At 59.1% G+C, this 13,848-nt stretch carries 16 protein-coding genes; 8 read left to right on the top strand and 8 right to left on the bottom strand.

Annotated features, from left to right (window positions below):
- Positions 1-35: 35 nt before the first annotated feature.
- Positions 36-971 carry a cyclase family protein gene (locus QQX03_RS05260; RefSeq protein ID WP_285976815.1) on the bottom strand — a complete coding sequence of 312 codons (936 nt, stop codon included), beginning with the start codon at positions 969-971 and terminating at the stop codon, positions 36-38.
- A gap of 69 nt (positions 972-1,040) precedes the next feature.
- Between QQX03_RS05260 and QQX03_RS05255 the strand changes: the two genes are divergently transcribed.
- Together QQX03_RS05255 and QQX03_RS05250 are read left to right on the top strand one after the other, a co-directional pair.
- Positions 1,041-1,430, top strand: coding sequence for a DUF1489 family protein (locus QQX03_RS05255; protein WP_285976814.1), 390 nt, complete (start codon positions 1,041-1,043; stop codon positions 1,428-1,430).
- A 14-nt stretch (positions 1,431-1,444) separates the two neighbouring features.
- The gene (locus QQX03_RS05250; RefSeq protein WP_285976813.1) at positions 1,445-1,738 is read left to right on the top strand and encodes a hypothetical protein; all 294 of its coding nucleotides are present in this window, start codon (positions 1,445-1,447) and stop codon (positions 1,736-1,738) included.
- A 265-nt stretch (positions 1,739-2,003) separates the two neighbouring features.
- Here QQX03_RS05250 and QQX03_RS05245 read toward each other — a convergent pair whose 3' ends face one another.
- From QQX03_RS05245 to QQX03_RS05230, 4 genes are read right to left on the bottom strand one after another with little or no spacing between them, the layout of a single operon-like run.
- Complete coding sequence (locus QQX03_RS05245; protein WP_285976812.1) at positions 2,004-2,813, bottom strand: SDR family NAD(P)-dependent oxidoreductase; 810 nt, start codon at positions 2,811-2,813, stop codon at positions 2,004-2,006.
- On the bottom strand, positions 2,810-3,499 hold the full coding sequence (locus tag QQX03_RS05240) for a DsbA family oxidoreductase (protein ID WP_285976811.1): 690 nt from the start codon (positions 3,497-3,499) through the stop codon (positions 2,810-2,812). The genes QQX03_RS05245 and QQX03_RS05240 overlap by 4 nt, the downstream gene beginning before the upstream one ends.
- On the bottom strand, positions 3,496-4,380 hold the full coding sequence (nudC, locus tag QQX03_RS05235) for an NAD(+) diphosphatase (RefSeq protein WP_285976810.1): 885 nt from the start codon (positions 4,378-4,380) through the stop codon (positions 3,496-3,498). Before nudC ends, QQX03_RS05240 begins: the two co-directional genes overlap by 4 nt.
- Positions 4,381-5,700, bottom strand: coding sequence for a serine hydrolase domain-containing protein (locus tag QQX03_RS05230; protein WP_285976809.1), 1,320 nt, complete (start codon positions 5,698-5,700; stop codon positions 4,381-4,383).
- A gap of 117 nt (positions 5,701-5,817) precedes the next feature.
- Here QQX03_RS05230 and QQX03_RS05225 point away from each other — a divergent pair, with 117 nt between their 5' ends.
- The gene (locus QQX03_RS05225) at positions 5,818-6,039 is read left to right on the top strand and encodes a hypothetical protein (RefSeq protein ID WP_285976808.1); all 222 of its coding nucleotides are present in this window, start codon (positions 5,818-5,820) and stop codon (positions 6,037-6,039) included.
- Here the strand turns inward: QQX03_RS05225 and QQX03_RS05220 are convergent.
- On the bottom strand, positions 6,036-7,088 hold the full coding sequence (locus tag QQX03_RS05220) for an A/G-specific adenine glycosylase (protein ID WP_285976807.1): 1,053 nt from the start codon (positions 7,086-7,088) through the stop codon (positions 6,036-6,038). The two genes, QQX03_RS05225 and QQX03_RS05220, sit on opposite strands and share 4 nt — an antisense overlap.
- A 29-nt stretch (positions 7,089-7,117) precedes the next feature.
- On the opposite strand from QQX03_RS05220, the gene QQX03_RS05215 reads away from it, so the two are divergent.
- The 5 genes from QQX03_RS05215 to QQX03_RS05195 all read left to right on the top strand — a co-directional run bounded on the left by QQX03_RS05215 (position 7,118) and on the right by QQX03_RS05195 (position 13,117).
- Complete coding sequence (locus tag QQX03_RS05215) at positions 7,118-7,666, top strand: DUF721 domain-containing protein (protein ID WP_285976806.1); 549 nt, start codon at positions 7,118-7,120, stop codon at positions 7,664-7,666.
- A complete protein-coding gene (locus tag QQX03_RS05210; RefSeq protein ID WP_285976805.1) occupies positions 7,663-8,355 on the top strand; it encodes a thioredoxin domain-containing protein in 693 nt (230 codons plus the stop codon). The genes QQX03_RS05215 and QQX03_RS05210 overlap by 4 nt, the downstream gene beginning before the upstream one ends.
- Positions 8,356-8,475: 120 nt before the next feature.
- A complete protein-coding gene (locus QQX03_RS05205; RefSeq protein WP_285976804.1) occupies positions 8,476-9,228 on the top strand; it encodes a thioredoxin domain-containing protein in 753 nt (250 codons plus the stop codon).
- Between the two features lie 29 nt (positions 9,229-9,257).
- On the top strand, positions 9,258-12,680 hold the full coding sequence (locus tag QQX03_RS05200) for a chromosome segregation SMC family protein (protein ID WP_285976803.1): 3,423 nt from the start codon (positions 9,258-9,260) through the stop codon (positions 12,678-12,680).
- Between the two features lie 140 nt (positions 12,681-12,820).
- A complete protein-coding gene (locus tag QQX03_RS05195; protein WP_285976802.1) occupies positions 12,821-13,117 on the top strand; it encodes a hypothetical protein in 297 nt (98 codons plus the stop codon).
- A gap of 5 nt (positions 13,118-13,122) precedes the next feature.
- Here the strand turns inward: QQX03_RS05195 and QQX03_RS05190 are convergent, their stop codons facing one another.
- Together QQX03_RS05190 and QQX03_RS05185 are read right to left on the bottom strand one after the other, a co-directional pair.
- Positions 13,123-13,512, bottom strand: coding sequence for a MerR family transcriptional regulator (locus tag QQX03_RS05190; RefSeq protein WP_285976801.1), 390 nt, complete (start codon positions 13,510-13,512; stop codon positions 13,123-13,125).
- 3 nt (positions 13,513-13,515) lie between these two features.
- Positions 13,516-13,818 carry an integration host factor subunit alpha gene (locus QQX03_RS05185; RefSeq protein WP_285976800.1) on the bottom strand — a complete coding sequence of 101 codons (303 nt, stop codon included), beginning with the start codon at positions 13,816-13,818 and terminating at the stop codon, positions 13,516-13,518.
- Positions 13,819-13,848: the final 30 nt, after the last annotated feature.

Below are 13,848 nucleotides of genomic sequence, written 5' to 3'. Positions count from 1 at the left end.
GGCAGTTTTTCTAGCGGGCGCGGCTGCCTCGCTATCTACCTAATCGCCACCGGATTGATCACCGCTTGCACTGATCCCGCAAATCGCGGCTGACCCAGTACAAAGAAGAACTCGTGCACACCGTCTGCTGCAAGATCGTTCGTATTCATGGTCTCCAGAATGTAGACACCGGCATCCACCAACAGGAATTGGTGGACAGGAAAGACACGGCCCTCGCCGAAGTCCTGCGTTTCAAGCCCTGAGCTATCCGCACCGATGGCCACAACGCCCAGTTCGGCAAGATACTCCGCTCCGTCCATATTTATGCCCGGCTGCTGCTCGATATAGGCTTTTGGGTCTTCGTCCGCCATCGAGAGCCATCCGGTATGGAACAGCACAATATCGCCCGCTTCGATGGTTACACCCTGCGCTTCGGCAGCGGCGGAAATCTCCTCGCGCCCGAAACCCTGCATGGGAGCAAGCCGGTCCACGCCGAAATGCTTTGCCATATCGAGCATGATCCCGCGCGTGGCGATGGGCGGAATGTGCTCTATTCCTAGAGCCTTCAATCCATCTTCAGAAAAGATATCCTCACGCCGGACCCCTCCATAGTGCACTCCGTCACGCCCGATATGCCCGAACCCGTCGATCTGGCTGCCGATCCCGACATGCGTTTCGAGCCGGTCATCATGCGCGGTGGCTTTGTTCGAACCCATCGGCTCATTGATGCCTACAACACTGATTGAATAGCTCCGCCCCGGATAAGGAACTGTGTCAGGGCCGGTGATCACCCCCAGCGCATAGGTTTTGCCTTCAGTGACCAATCGCGCAGCGCGCGCGGTCATTCCCGGCGTGATCGTGGTCACCATGCCCAGCTGAGGATCAGGTTCGCCAACAGCGACGGGAGCATCCTGCGTTGGAGCTTGCGAGCAAGCAGCCACCGCCAAAAGTACTCCGGCAAGCACGCCGCCTTGGAAATTCTTCGTATTCATTGAAACTCTCCCCTCGCAAAACTGCCCCAGCGGGCTTGAATCTGCGGCCTCATGTGCCAGATCATACCCATGCCGCTCAATTTGACCAAGATTGCATTTGGAGCTCAAAGCTTCGACGATATCGAGAGCTGGTATGCCGGACGGCGCAGCCCGCATCTGACGACAAAGTATCGGCCCACCAAGTGGGAGCAATGCATTGGCGGATCACTTTACTGGATTCATCAGCACAATCTGGTCGCGAGATCGAAGATCACAGGATTTTCACAAACCGACAGCGGCCGTTGGCTGATCGAGTTGGAGCCGAAGCTGATCCGGGTGCACCCCCAACCCAAGCGCGCGCATCAGGGTTGGCGCTATCTCAAAGGCGAGCCACCGCGTGACTTGGAAGACGACGAAGACATCGGCGATGCGCTGCCCGGAAAGATGGCGGTCAAGTTGCAGAAACTGGGGCTGATTTAGGACGGCACTGCGCGATGGTTGACCCTGTAGAAGCATTCAAACGCCAGTTCGATCCAGTCGATGACGGATATCTCTATTACCCCTCCCCCAATAGTGGCGGGAAGCTCGTTAGCCACGAGGAGTATGAAGGTCTCCTGCGAGACTGGACGGATGCGAGCAAAGGAAAGCGATTCTGGTTGATGCTTGGCGCAATCATGGGTGCCATTTTTGTATTCGTTGCAGTTGAACGAACGCTGGCCCTGCCAGAGTGGGGTTCTGGAGTATTTCTGGCCACAGTCGTATTGGCTGTAGTGGGCTGGCTTTTCTGAGCATCATTTGCCCCACGCCGACTTGTGAAAGGTCGCCCCGACTTCGGGCCGCCGCGCTCAAAAGAACTCAACCGGCAATTGGCGCATGAAGCAATTCCCTAGAGACTGATCTCTTTTGTCTTTATCTTGAGCGGCACCATATTTGGAAGCAAGCTCCTTGCAGGTCCAAAGAGCCTTGGTGATTGGTTGTGGACCGGCGGAGCGGCCGTCTTTTTTGGGATGTATCTGATTGTCGGGTACCGAAAGTGGCACGGCTGGAATTGATCTAACCCTCGCGCGCTTTCATCAACTGCGCCATCACCAATTGCACATCGTGCTTCGCGTCTTGTTCCGGCGGCAGCGCATATTCGGCGTAGCTCTCGGCAAGTTGGTCCATCCGTTCGGCGATGCGCACCATGTTGTAGCCATGGCTGACCACAAAACGTCGTCGCGCAAGCAATTGCGGCACAACGATTCTGGCATATTCATCGACCGGCATACCCAGCTTCATAAACTGCTCGGGACCAAGCGGGGTGAAGACCCAGCCGGGCACAATCAAGCCGGCATGGACGTGATCCGGCAAATCCTCCCGCAAGCTTTCCGTCATGCCCAGCACAGCATGTTTCGCGGCAATATAGGCTGCGGATTGCTTGACCGCACAGAACCAGCTGTTTTCGCTGCCCGTGTTATAGATCGCTGACTGGGCTTCTTGTTCGATCAAGCGCGGCGCGAATGCTTTGCAGCCGTGCCAAACGCCCCAGAAATTGACGTCGAAGTGCTTGCGCGCCGCCTCTGGATCGACTTCCCACATCTTGCCGCGAACGCCGCCCTGCCCCGCGTTGTTCAGCACCAGATGCACTTCGCCGAGCTGGTCAAATGCCACCTCTGCAAGTGCTTCAACCTGTTCCAGATCACTCACATCGCAAGGCTGCGCGATGGCCCCGTCAAGTGACGAAGCGGCCTTCTCGAGCTTGTCTCCAGGTAAGTCTGCCAGCATGACCTGAACGCCGCGCGCGGTAAGGTCCTGAGCGATCGCAAAGCCTATCCCGCTCGCCCCGCCGGTTATCACCGCAGTGCGAGGGGTGAATCCACTCACGCCACAGTCTTCTCGGCAACTCGCCGCAGTGTGTTGACGTAGGTTTCGGGCGATTGCGCGCCCGGGATCATGAACTTCCCGTTCACAATCATCGCCGGGACGCCAGATATGTTGAGATCCCACGCCTGACGCTCTTCAGCGATTACGCGCGCCTCCAATTCGTCGTCCGTCAGCGCGGCCTTCGCCGCTTCGCGATGCAAGCCGATACCTGCCGCGACATCCAGCAATACGCCCTCGTCAGATACGTTTTGCCGCTCGTTAAAATGTGCCTTGAACAGCGCGAGCTTCAGGTCGGTTTGCACCGAGGGCCCTGCCTCTTCTAGCGCCCATGTCAGCAGCTTGTGCGCCGCGCGCGTATTCCACATCATTGCCGGCGGCGCTTCGCCGGAACCCTCATAGCTCAGCGAAACCCCCGCACTGTCTGCAATCGACTTCAACTGGCCACGAACTGCTGCGCCCTCTTCAGCGCTGCGGCCATATTTGCGTTGCAGATGCGCTTCTTGTTCCTCGCCTTGTTCCGGCATATCAGGATTGAGCTCAAAAGGGCGCCAGCGCAGTTGCGCTTCGATCTCTCCGTCAAGTTCACCAAGCGCTTTGGTCAGCTGGCCATAACCGATCAGGCACCACGGGCACATGACATCCGAATAAATGTCGATGGTCATGCGGTGCGGTGCGGGATCGGTCATTTTTCAAGCCACCATTTCATAAGGTTGTAAGCAATAGCATGCAGCGGCGGAGCACGAAATGGCCCGTTGCCTGCAAGCGAGGATTCGACCTGTTCGCGCGTGAACCAGATGATCTCCGCCATTTCGGTTTCATCAATGACCAATGCGTCGTCATCGGCATAGCTATGGCATCCGATCATCAACTGGCTGGGAAACGGCCACGGTTGGCTGGCAATGTAAGAGACATCGCGCACGCGCACCCCCGATTCCTCGAACACTTCGCGTTGCACAGCTTCCTCGATGGTTTCGCCGGGCTCGACAAAGCCCGCCAAGGCAGAGAACGCGCCCTCCGGCCATCCCTTGCCTCGACCAAGCATCAGCCGCCCTTCATACTCGGCCAACATGATTGTGACCGGATCGGTTCGCGGGAAATGCTGCGCGGTGCAGCTTTCACAGCCGCGTTGCCAGCCGCCCTTGGCGACCTTGGTGTTGCCGCCGCACTCCGCGCAAAAGCGATGGCGCGCGTGCCAGTCTATCAGGCTGCGTGCCCCGCCATAGAGCGCAAGGTCACCGGCATCGAGCGTTGCCATCAGTGCCCATAGCTGCGGGTTCGCCATGCGCGGACTCGCGTCGCCTTTTGCCGGGACAGCCGCAAAGCATGGCTTCTCCCCGCCGTCGGTGCGGTCAATGCCCAGGAACACCAACTCGGCATCTTCGGGCGCATCAGCCAGCGTGCCCCAGACAAGCCGGTTGTTATCATCCAGCGACGGCATCAGCTGATCAAGAGCGAGCAGCCGCGCTTTCCAGTTCATCATCCCGGCCAACGCATCGGGATCCGCACGCAAATTGTCCGCACGGTCAATTGGCGAGCCGGAAAAGGCGATCGGTGCGCGTTGCCCCATTTAAGCTGCACCCCGCATTACAGTAAGGTCTTGCTCGATGGCCGAAAGGAAATCTGCCCGGATCGAATAGGCTTCAGCCGGCATGTATTGCGTGAACAGACCAACACGCATGTCTAACCCGAAATCTACGCTGGCGAGTGTGCCGGCTGCCCCGCCCCAGCCAAAGCTGGTGCCAGTCGAACGACCGCCTGCACCATGGCCTTCGCCTTCGATCCAGGAGCCCGCTGTGTCCACCGATTTTGGCAAAAGGTTGGATGTGCCGACGCGCACCGCAAGTTCGCCCATAACGCGGCGCCCATCGATCTTGCCATAGCCCAGCAGCATGCGCAGGAACCGGTCATAGTCGCGCGCGGAGCTGACCAAGCCGCCGCCACCGGACGGCACGCTTGGCTTGTCGAGGTAAATAGAAGTGGCCCCAGGATCGATTGGCAGCGGAACGGGCAGCATTTCATTCACACCATAATTGGTGGTCAGTCGGCCAACCTCGCTTTGCGGGACAGTGAAATATGTACTGCCCATACCGCACGGTTCAAAAATCCGCTGTTGCAGGAAGCTTTCAAAATCCTGCCCTGATGCAACTTCGATAACCCGGCCCAGCAAGTCGATGCTGGCTGAGTAAATCCATTTCTTGCCCGGCTGTGCGACAAGGGGCAGGCTCGCCAGCCGCTCTGACCAGGTTGCCAGATCGGGCGCAGGTGTAAACTCGGGCAGACCGGGAATAGGCATGCGGCTAACCCGCCCGCCAACCAGCCCGTTCTGCGCATAGGCTGCGAGTAGAGGCCCCTTCACGCCAATGATGTATCCCAACCCTGCGGTATGGGTCAGCAACTGGCGAATTGTGATGGGCCGCTCTGCCGGTACAGTGTTGTCGAGTGAACCCTCGGGATCGACCATCACTTGCATATTGCTGAATTCAGGCAGGATTTCCGCAACCGGCTGATCCAGGCCGATCTTGCCTTCGTCGACCAGCATCATGGTCGCCATGCCTGTGACCGGCTTGCTCATCGAATAGATGCGATATAGCGAATCCAGATCAACTTGCTGCGAGCTTCGAAATGATAGCGTTCCGCCGCCAACCGTATGCGCGATATCGTCTTGCCCGCGGCCGAATGCGACAAGCAGGTTCGGCACCTTGTTGGAACTAAGATAGCTTTTTGTCATCGCCGCGACATTGGGCCACATCGCGCCGACATCGTGGGCTCTCAGAATGCTGCCCGAAAGTGGCAGCGTCGTAAGCGCGCCGCCAGCGGCGAGATAACCGCCGCCTCTTAGAAGTGAACGGCGGGAAATCTGGGGGGAGTCAAACTCGCGGAATGCCATTTATGCGTCCTCTTTCGAAATCTATTTCCGAGGGTGTTTGAGCGATTGGGCACGCTTGGTCAATTGATCGATAGATTGAGTCTTGAAACTGTTCGGTGTTGTGGTCATATAACACACATGTTCAACGTGCTCTCATACATCATCGGCATCATCTCTCTGGTGATTGTCATCCCCGCAACTATCCCTTTTCTGGGCTGGGCCAACTGGATCGCGCTTCCGTTGATCGTGATCGGCCTGATTATAGGCCAGATATCTTCGAGTGACGGCGGGCGGAATTTCTGCCTCGTTATTCTCTTGATCGCGGCTGTCCGTCTGACCCTTGGCGGTGGAATTTTCTAACGCTGCGCCAGCGCCAGTCGCGCAGCCTTGGCGAAGAGTGTCGGTAGCCCCACATCCTCTATTTTCTGGAGCGGCCACCACTCGCCCTCACCCCCCGGCGCCGCGTCGAGCCGCACCACTTCAAGCGTGAGTGACGCATGAGTGAAGACGTGCCGCACCGCACCAAGCGTTTGGGCAGCTCCCGCGAAAGGAGCCATGCCTGATCCGTCTGCCTGCGCGCTCCAGCCGTCATCGGGCAAGGCGCGCATCCCGCCCAACATGCCAGTGCCGGGGCGTGTGACCAGCCAGATCTCTGTGCCATCGGGGCCATCCCGCTCGATCCAGAATGCGCGGCCCTTGCGCTCGGGCTTGGGCTTCTTGGGTGCCTTGACGGGTAGCCTTGCCGGATCGCCGCCCGCCTTGGCCTCGCACATCCCGGCCAGCGGACACAGCAGGCACTTGGGATCGCGCGTGGTACAGAGTGATGAGCCAAGGTCCATCATCGCTTGGGCAAAATCGCCCGCGCGTTTCGCGGGGGTGATCTCCTCCGCTCGCGCTCGGATAGCCTTGCGGGCACCGGGCAATGGCTCTTCGATATTGAATAGCCGCGATACTACCCGCTCGACATTTGCATCAACCACCACGGCGCGCTCATCAAACGCGATCGCGGCAATCGCAGCGGCAGTGTACGGGCCCAAGCCCGGCAATTCGCGCAGTTCAGCCTCTGTTTTCGGGAACCCTCCGCTTGTCGCCACTTCGCGCGCACATTTCACCAGATTGCGGGCGCGCGAATAATAGCCCAGCCCTGCCCAGGCGCTCATAACATCGGCTTCGTCGGCCGCTGCGAGAGCCTCGACCGTCGGCCAAGTCTCAATAAACTTCGCAAAGTAGGGCTTCACCGCAGCCACAGTGGTCTGCTGCAACATCACTTCAGACAGCCAAACGCGATAAGGCCAAGCGGGATCATTCGGCACAGCCCGTCGCGGCGGATTGCGCCAGGGTAGATCGCGCGCATGCACATCATACCAGTGGAGCAAAGCGTGCTCGATTGTCTTCGTACTGGCGGTCACGTGCCCGCTATGGCATTGGCTTTGCTGCAATGGAACGGGACAAAACCTCCAAAACCACAAAAGGGCACAAAGCGAAGACCGCGAAACCGTTTCAGCGGCGGCGCGGTGGCACGGCGAAACCTATTGGCGAGCTGATGCCGCAAATCGGGCGAACAGCCTTTCGCCGGTTCGGCTTCGTGCAAAGCTCCATCGTGACACGCTGGCCCGAGATCGTCGGCCCGACGCATGCCAGAGTTTGCGCGCCAGAGGCGATCCGTTTCCCCCCTGGAGAGAAATCCGAAGGCATATTGCAATTGGTGGTCGTGCCCGCGAATGCTCCGCTGATCCAGCATGTGATCCCGGAAATTATCGAGCGGGTGAACCGCTTTTTCGGATATAAGGCGGTGTCACGAGCAAAGATCCGGCAAGGCGCGGTTAAGCCGCCATCTGCTGAAACGCCCGCCAAAGCGCCGCCGTCGCTCAAGCCGATCCCGATGGAATTGGGAGACAGTTTGCGCGATATTGGCGATCCTGAAATGCGCGCTGTGCTGGAATCGCTCGCGCGAACGATGACAGACAAAGAGGAAAGATCGGAATGAAGGCTGCAAAGACAGCGTTTTTGGCTGGTGCGATGGTGCTGAGCACCGGGTTTGCTACCAATTGGGCCGTAACCGTCACTGAGACCCCTGCAGGGCATTTGATCGGTAACCCCGATGCGGAAATCAAGCTGGCAGAATATGTCAGCTATACTTGCAGCCATTGCGCCGAGTTTGCTCGCAGCGGCGACCCTGTGCTGAAACTCGTATATGTTCGCTCTGGCAAGGTATCGGTCGAGATCCGCCATATGCTGCGCGACCCGATTGATCTGACCGCGGCCATGCTGACCCATTGCGGCGCCCCTGATAAGTTTGCGCAGAACCACTCGATTTTCATGCTGAAGCAGAACGAGTGGTTCCCGATTGCCGTCAATTCCACGCCGGCCCAGCAACAGCGCTGGTCAGTACCCGATCGCGCCGCAGCCCACCGCGCCATCGCCAGCGACCTCGATTTCTACGAAATTATGGAAACACGCGGCTATCAGAGGTCAGAAGTTGATCGATGCCTGGCAGACAGCGCCAAGGAAACCAAATTGATTCAGGCCTCACGAGCCGACTCAGAACGCCTTGGCATTCGCGGAACGCCCAGTTTTACCATCAATGATCGACTACTGGACGGTGTCCATCGCTGGCAGGAACTTCAGATCGCGCTGGACGAACGCACCAAACCTGCGCCCGCAGACGGACAATAATGCCGGGTCGTTAACCACAGACTCCTGTGGAAGCGCCTGTGGAAAGCAGGTTTCCACGCTTCACCCCCAACACGGCTTGGTATAGCCTTCACCGTTCGAGACAAAGGACTCACAAAGCTTATGAAACTCTCGCGCCGAATTCTCTCCGCCACCCTCGCTGGCAGCCTTGCTCTTTCGCTGGCAGCCTGTGGTGAAACCGAAGATGCAGATACCGCGGCTCTCGATGGTGAGCCAATTGCGGCGATTGAAGCGCCTGAGGGCCAAAGCTGGACCGATGTTGTTACGGTAACCGACGCTGACGGCTATCTGATCGGCAACCCCGATGCACCGCTGAAACTGATCGAATATGCCAGCCACACTTGCGGCGGTTGTGCCTATTTTTCTGAGAACGGCGCCCCTCCGCTCAAAGAGAATTATGTTTCGACAGGTGTCGTGAGCTTGGAGTTGCGCAATTTGGTGCGTGATCCGATCGACCTCACAATTGCCTCGCTGGTTCGTTGTGGCCAGCCGGAGAATATGGAACCACTATCTTCACAAGCATGGAACGCGCTCAACGATATCTTCGCCAATGTGAACCAAAACGGTGCTGCATTTGAGGCCGCTTCGAGCCTCCCGGAAGACCAACGTTTTGTGGCAATCGCAGAGGCTGCTGGTTTGATCGACTTCTTCAGCGCGCGCGGTTTGAGCGCTGATCAGGCGCGAACCTGTCTCGCCGATGCGGACGCCGTGCAAGCTATCGCGACCCGCTCTCAGGATCAGGTCAACGAGTTGGGGCTGACTGGTACGCCAACCTTCATCCTCAACGGACAAAAATTGAACGTAAACCAGTGGGAAGCCCTTGAGCCGATCCTACAACGCGCTGGCGCGCGATAAACCGCACTAGGGAGGGGCAATAGACACGCATGGAGATTCACCGGCTAAAGCTCAGTGGTTTCAAGAGCTTTGTAGAGCCGGCTGAATTGCGTGTGGAGCCGGGCCTAACCGGCGTTGTCGGCCCCAACGGTTGCGGAAAATCCAACCTGCTCGAAGCGATCCGCTGGGTCATGGGCGAAAACTCGCCCAAATCCATGCGCTCGGGCGGGATGGATGATGTTATCTTTGCAGGCACAGAGACACGGCCACAGCGCGACTTCGCCGAAGTCATTCTTCAAGGTCGCGACGATGACAATGAAGAACTGGAGGTCACCCGCCGGATCGAACGCGGGGCGGGCAGCGCCTATCGCGTAAACGGGCGGGACGTGCGTGCGAAAGACGTGGCGCTGACCTTTGCCGATGCCGCGACCGGCGCACACAGTCCCGCGCTCGTGAGCCAGGGCAAGATCGCACAAGTCATCTCTGCCAAGCCGACCGAACGCCGGCAAATGCTGGAAGAAGCAGCCGGCATTGCCGGACTTCACGTGCGCCGAAAGGACGCAGAGAGCAAGCTACGCTCGACGGAAAAGAACCTGGAGCGGCTTGAAGATTTGATGGCCGGGCTGGATTCGCAAATGTCGTCCTTGCGGCGACAGGCAAAGCAGGCAGAGCGCTACACCAAACTATCCGAACAGATCAAAGTGGCCGAGGCCCGCTTGCTCTATGCCCGCTGGCGCGATGCAGCGCGGATGGCTGAAGAAGCGCGTGAGGCTGCTAAAAAGGCTGATGATCGCGTGGTCGCCGCAAAGCAAGCTGCGGACGAGGCGCAAAAGGCCCAGGCCGCTGCAGCACACACCGTAGCTGAAGCGCGCGACGAGCTGGCGGACCGGCGCGATGATGCCAGCGCGCATGGACACCGCATGGCGGCGCTCACCAGCCAGCTGGAAGCAGCCGAACAACGGTTAGCGGACCTTGATCGGCAAAGGACCCGGTTGGAAGAAGACCGCGGCGACGCAGGCCGCATTACGACTGATGCGACCGAAGCGCTGAAACGGCTGGAGCGCGACATTGCTGCAAGCAAGGCTGCGCTGGAGGAAGACGAGGCACGCCGCCCGGAAATCGCGCGCAAGGCCGAAGAAGCCGAGCGCGTGTCACGCGCCGCAGAGCTGGCACTGGCCAAGGCGACCGCCGATCATGCGGGTGTCGAGGCTGAATGGCGTGTTGCCGAGGCCGAAATTGCGCAAGCCAAGTCTCGCCTTTCTCGGCTGCAGGAAGATCAAGCGCGCATCGAACGGCAGCTGGAAGAGCTGACCGGAAACGGTGATCCAATCGCCGCGGTTGAGCAAGCGCGCAAAGATGCCGAGCGTGCTGCGAAAGCACTGGCTGACTTGCGCAGCGAACTGGAAACCGCGCAGGCGCGCAAGGCGGAACTGCAGGAGCAGCGCGATGAAGCAGGATCAGCGACAGCCTCTGCCAAGGCTGAACTGGCCGGGATCGAGCGCGAATACAATGCGCTGGTGCGTGATCGCGAGGCGCGTGAACGCCAGGCGAAGAACCGTGCTGGCCTTCCCGCCGCGCTCGACAATATCGCCGTCAAAAGGGGCTATGAGCGGGCATTGGCTGCCGTTCTGGGCCGCGACGGTAAATCACCATTGGGCAGGCCGGAAGACGGCAGCGACGGACGTTTCTGGACCGGCGGCAACGCTCCGTCAAACGTGCCTGACAGCATGCTTACGCACATTACCAATTGCCCTGCCGAGCTGAAAGCACGGCTTGCGCTGGTCCATTTTGCCGAAAGCGATGACGGTCGCGATTTGCAGCCGGGCGAATGGCTGGTCACGCGCGGTGGGCATTTGCGCCGTTGGGACGGGTTTATCGCGCGCGGCGAAGGCGCAGCGGAGGCCGCACGCCTTGAAGCGGCGAACCGGCTGGAAGAGCTGGAGAAGCAATTGCCAGCGCTGCGCTCGGCAGCCGAAACCGCAGAAGCATCCGAGCGAACCATTCGCGATGAGTTGACCGCGCTACAGACCAGCCTGGTGGCACGTGAACGCGAATTGTCCGAAGCGGCAAATGAAGAACGGCAGGCCTTGCGCGCGCTCGACCAGGCCGAAGCAGTGCGCGAACGTCATGCGCTGCGCAGTAAAGAGCTAAGCGAAGCCAAGGCAGGTCTTGCGGACGATCTGAGTGCAGCCACCAAGGAGTTGGAGGCCGCAGAGGCGAAGCGGGCGGATCTGCCCTCTCCCGACGCAGGCCGTGCGTCTCTGGAAGCAGCCCAGGCACGCAATGAAGCGGCTCGGAGCGGAGTACAGGGCACAGCAGCGGAAATGGCCGCGCATGACCAAGGACTGGCGGTTGCACTAGAGCGCTTGGCCGCGCAATCCTCTGACAAGGCCAATTGGGAAGCGCGCTCAGGCGAAGCCGAACGCCGCTTGGCCGAAGTCGCACGGCGGCTCGAAGAGATTGAAGAAGAGCGCAACGTTGTCGCGGCCAAGCCAGCCGGCCTGATCGAAGAAATCGAGCAAGGCGATGTCATGCGCGAAAAGCTCGGCAAAGAGCTTGCACAGGCAGAAGACGTGGTCGCTGAAACACAAGCCAAGCTCGACGCCGCCGATCGCGCCTTTGCCGAAGTCAACGAAACGCTCGCAACCCAGCGCGAAGCCCGCGCTGGCCTCGCCGCACGCGCTGAAAACGAAGAAGCGCGGCGCGGCGAAATGGCACGTATTTCAGGCGAGCGATTCCAATGCCCACCCCCGATGCTGGCTGATCGGTTCGAATTTGAACCCGAACAGATCAAGGATGCCAGTGCGGAATCGGACGAGATGGAACGTCTGACCGCCAGCCGTGAGCGTATCGGACCGGTCAATCTCGTCGCGGCTGAAGAACTGAAGCGGATCGAGGAAGAGCATGGCGCCAGCGCGACTGAACAGGCCGAGCTTGCTGAAGCGGTAAACCGTCTGCGCGGTTCGATCGGTAATCTCAACCGCGAGGGACGCGAGCGTCTGCGCGCGGCGTTCGAAGAAGTCGATGGCCACTTCCGTAAGCTGTTTACGCGGCTGTTCGAAGGCGGACAGGCGCATCTCGCGCTGGTCGACAGCGATGATCCGCTGGAAGCTGGGCTGGAGATCTACGCACAACCGCCGGGCAAGCGATTACAGAGCCTCAGCCTGTTATCAGGCGGCGAACAGGCCCTGACCGCGACAGCGCTGATCTTTGCCTTGTTCCTGACCAATCCAGCGCCAATCTGCGTGTTGGACGAAGTCGATGCACCGCTTGATGATGCCAATATCGAGCGGTTCTGCGACTTGCTCGATTCCATGGTGCGCGACACTGCGACGCGATATTTGATTGTGACCCACAATGCCGTCACAATGAGCCGGATGCACCGCCTTTTCGGCGTGACGATGGCCGAGAAGGGCATCTCGCGACTGGTCAGCGTCGATCTGGGCGAAGCGGAGTTGATGGCCGCAGAATAATCGAAGGAGGGGATGATATGATGCGAATGATGGCAGGAACTCTAGGAATGGGGTTTGCCGCCGCGGCATCTCTATCCATTCCTTCCGCAACGCAGGCGTAAGCCAACCGAACCGAGCAACAGGTGCAATGCAGCCGCACCGTGCTTCACTACACTGAGCGGGGCTTTGCGTTCGAATGCGCCGATTCAAGGAATGAGAATTTCTTCCTCTTCGTGGTCAAGCCCGGTCAGGGCTATGATCGTGTGTCGGAAGTGATTTCCATACTGCGCGAACACAACACACGTGCTGCTTCATCTGGACGAACGCACACGTTGAACGGTCTGTGGGTCAAGTACCGCAATGCAGGCGGGCCAGATCAAGCAATCTGCGCGGATGTATGGCGCCAGTTCGGCTCCAATGCGCAGTGCCGCGTCGCAGTCGACTTCGCGTTTCGCTGAGCGCGCTAGGCCTCTAGCGCAGCCTCCAGACGGGAACGGATCGATTTCAGTTGCGCAAGCACATCGCCAACATCGTTATTCGTTGCGACTGAAATAACCGAACTGGTTTGCTCGGCAAGTGACGGCCTTGCAGCCGCACCTTTGCCTTCTCGAATCGCCGATTTGGCGCCTTTGAGAGTGTAACCTTCGCGGTTCACAAGCCGGTCGATCGTTTCAACCAGCTCCACATCAGCAGGCCGATAGTACCGCCGCCCGCCGCTGCGCTTCAAAGGTTTGAGCATCGGGAACTGTTGCTCCCAATACCGTAAAACGTGCTGCTTGATCCCGAGCGCGTCGCTGACTTCGCCGATGGTTCGGAGAGCTCCTTCGTCCTTGCCATCTGCGAAGTCACTCATCGCTTAGCTCGCTTTCGCAATCTTCTCTTTGAGCAGCTGGCTCGCGCGAAATGTCATGACGCGGCGCTGCGTAATCGGAACTTCAACGCCGGTTTTAGGGTTACGGCCGATCCGCTGGCGTTTATCGCGCAGAACGAATGTACCAAAGCCCGAGATCTTTACGTTCTCACCCGCTTCCAAAGCTTTCGACATCTCTTCAAGAATTGCTTCGACCATATCGAGCGACTCTGCGCGCGACAGCCCCATCTTGCGATTAATCGTCTCTGCCAGATCCGCGCGTGTTAGCGTGCCCACCGAACGCATCATACGCATTCTCCCCAATCTATATCCCCTATC

It is taken from the genome of Altererythrobacter rubellus (assembly GCF_030284385.1).
Lineage (GTDB): Bacteria > Pseudomonadota > Alphaproteobacteria > Sphingomonadales > Sphingomonadaceae > Erythrobacter > Erythrobacter rubellus.
The sequence above is the reverse complement of the archived record's forward strand: the minus strand, read 5'-3'. Positions and strand labels throughout refer to the sequence as shown.

Coding starts and splice junctions, on each gene's coding strand:
- nudC (WP_285976810.1), bottom strand. CDS start 4,380: ATGGGGCAACGCGCACCGATCGCCTTTTCCGGCTCGCCAATTGACCGT.
- QQX03_RS05190 (WP_285976801.1), bottom strand. CDS start 13,512: ATGAGTGACTTCGCAGATGGCAAGGACGAAGGAGCTCTCCGAACCATC.
- QQX03_RS05215 (WP_285976806.1), top strand. CDS start 7,118: ATGGAACGGGACAAAACCTCCAAAACCACAAAAGGGCACAAAGCGAAG.
- QQX03_RS05250 (WP_285976813.1), top strand. CDS start 1,445: ATGGTTGACCCTGTAGAAGCATTCAAACGCCAGTTCGATCCAGTCGAT.
- QQX03_RS05210 (WP_285976805.1), top strand. CDS start 7,663: ATGAAGGCTGCAAAGACAGCGTTTTTGGCTGGTGCGATGGTGCTGAGC.
- QQX03_RS05240 (WP_285976811.1), bottom strand. CDS start 3,499: ATGACCGATCCCGCACCGCACCGCATGACCATCGACATTTATTCGGAT.
- QQX03_RS05185 (WP_285976800.1), bottom strand. CDS start 13,818: ATGATGCGTTCGGTGGGCACGCTAACACGCGCGGATCTGGCAGAGACG.
- QQX03_RS05200 (WP_285976803.1), top strand. CDS start 9,258: ATGGAGATTCACCGGCTAAAGCTCAGTGGTTTCAAGAGCTTTGTAGAG.
- QQX03_RS05260 (WP_285976815.1), bottom strand. CDS start 971: ATGAATACGAAGAATTTCCAAGGCGGCGTGCTTGCCGGAGTACTTTTG.
- QQX03_RS05255 (WP_285976814.1), top strand. CDS start 1,041: ATGCCGCTCAATTTGACCAAGATTGCATTTGGAGCTCAAAGCTTCGAC.
- QQX03_RS05225 (WP_285976808.1), top strand. CDS start 5,818: ATGTTCAACGTGCTCTCATACATCATCGGCATCATCTCTCTGGTGATT.
- QQX03_RS05205 (WP_285976804.1), top strand. CDS start 8,476: ATGAAACTCTCGCGCCGAATTCTCTCCGCCACCCTCGCTGGCAGCCTT.
- QQX03_RS05230 (WP_285976809.1), bottom strand. CDS start 5,700: ATGGCATTCCGCGAGTTTGACTCCCCCCAGATTTCCCGCCGTTCACTT.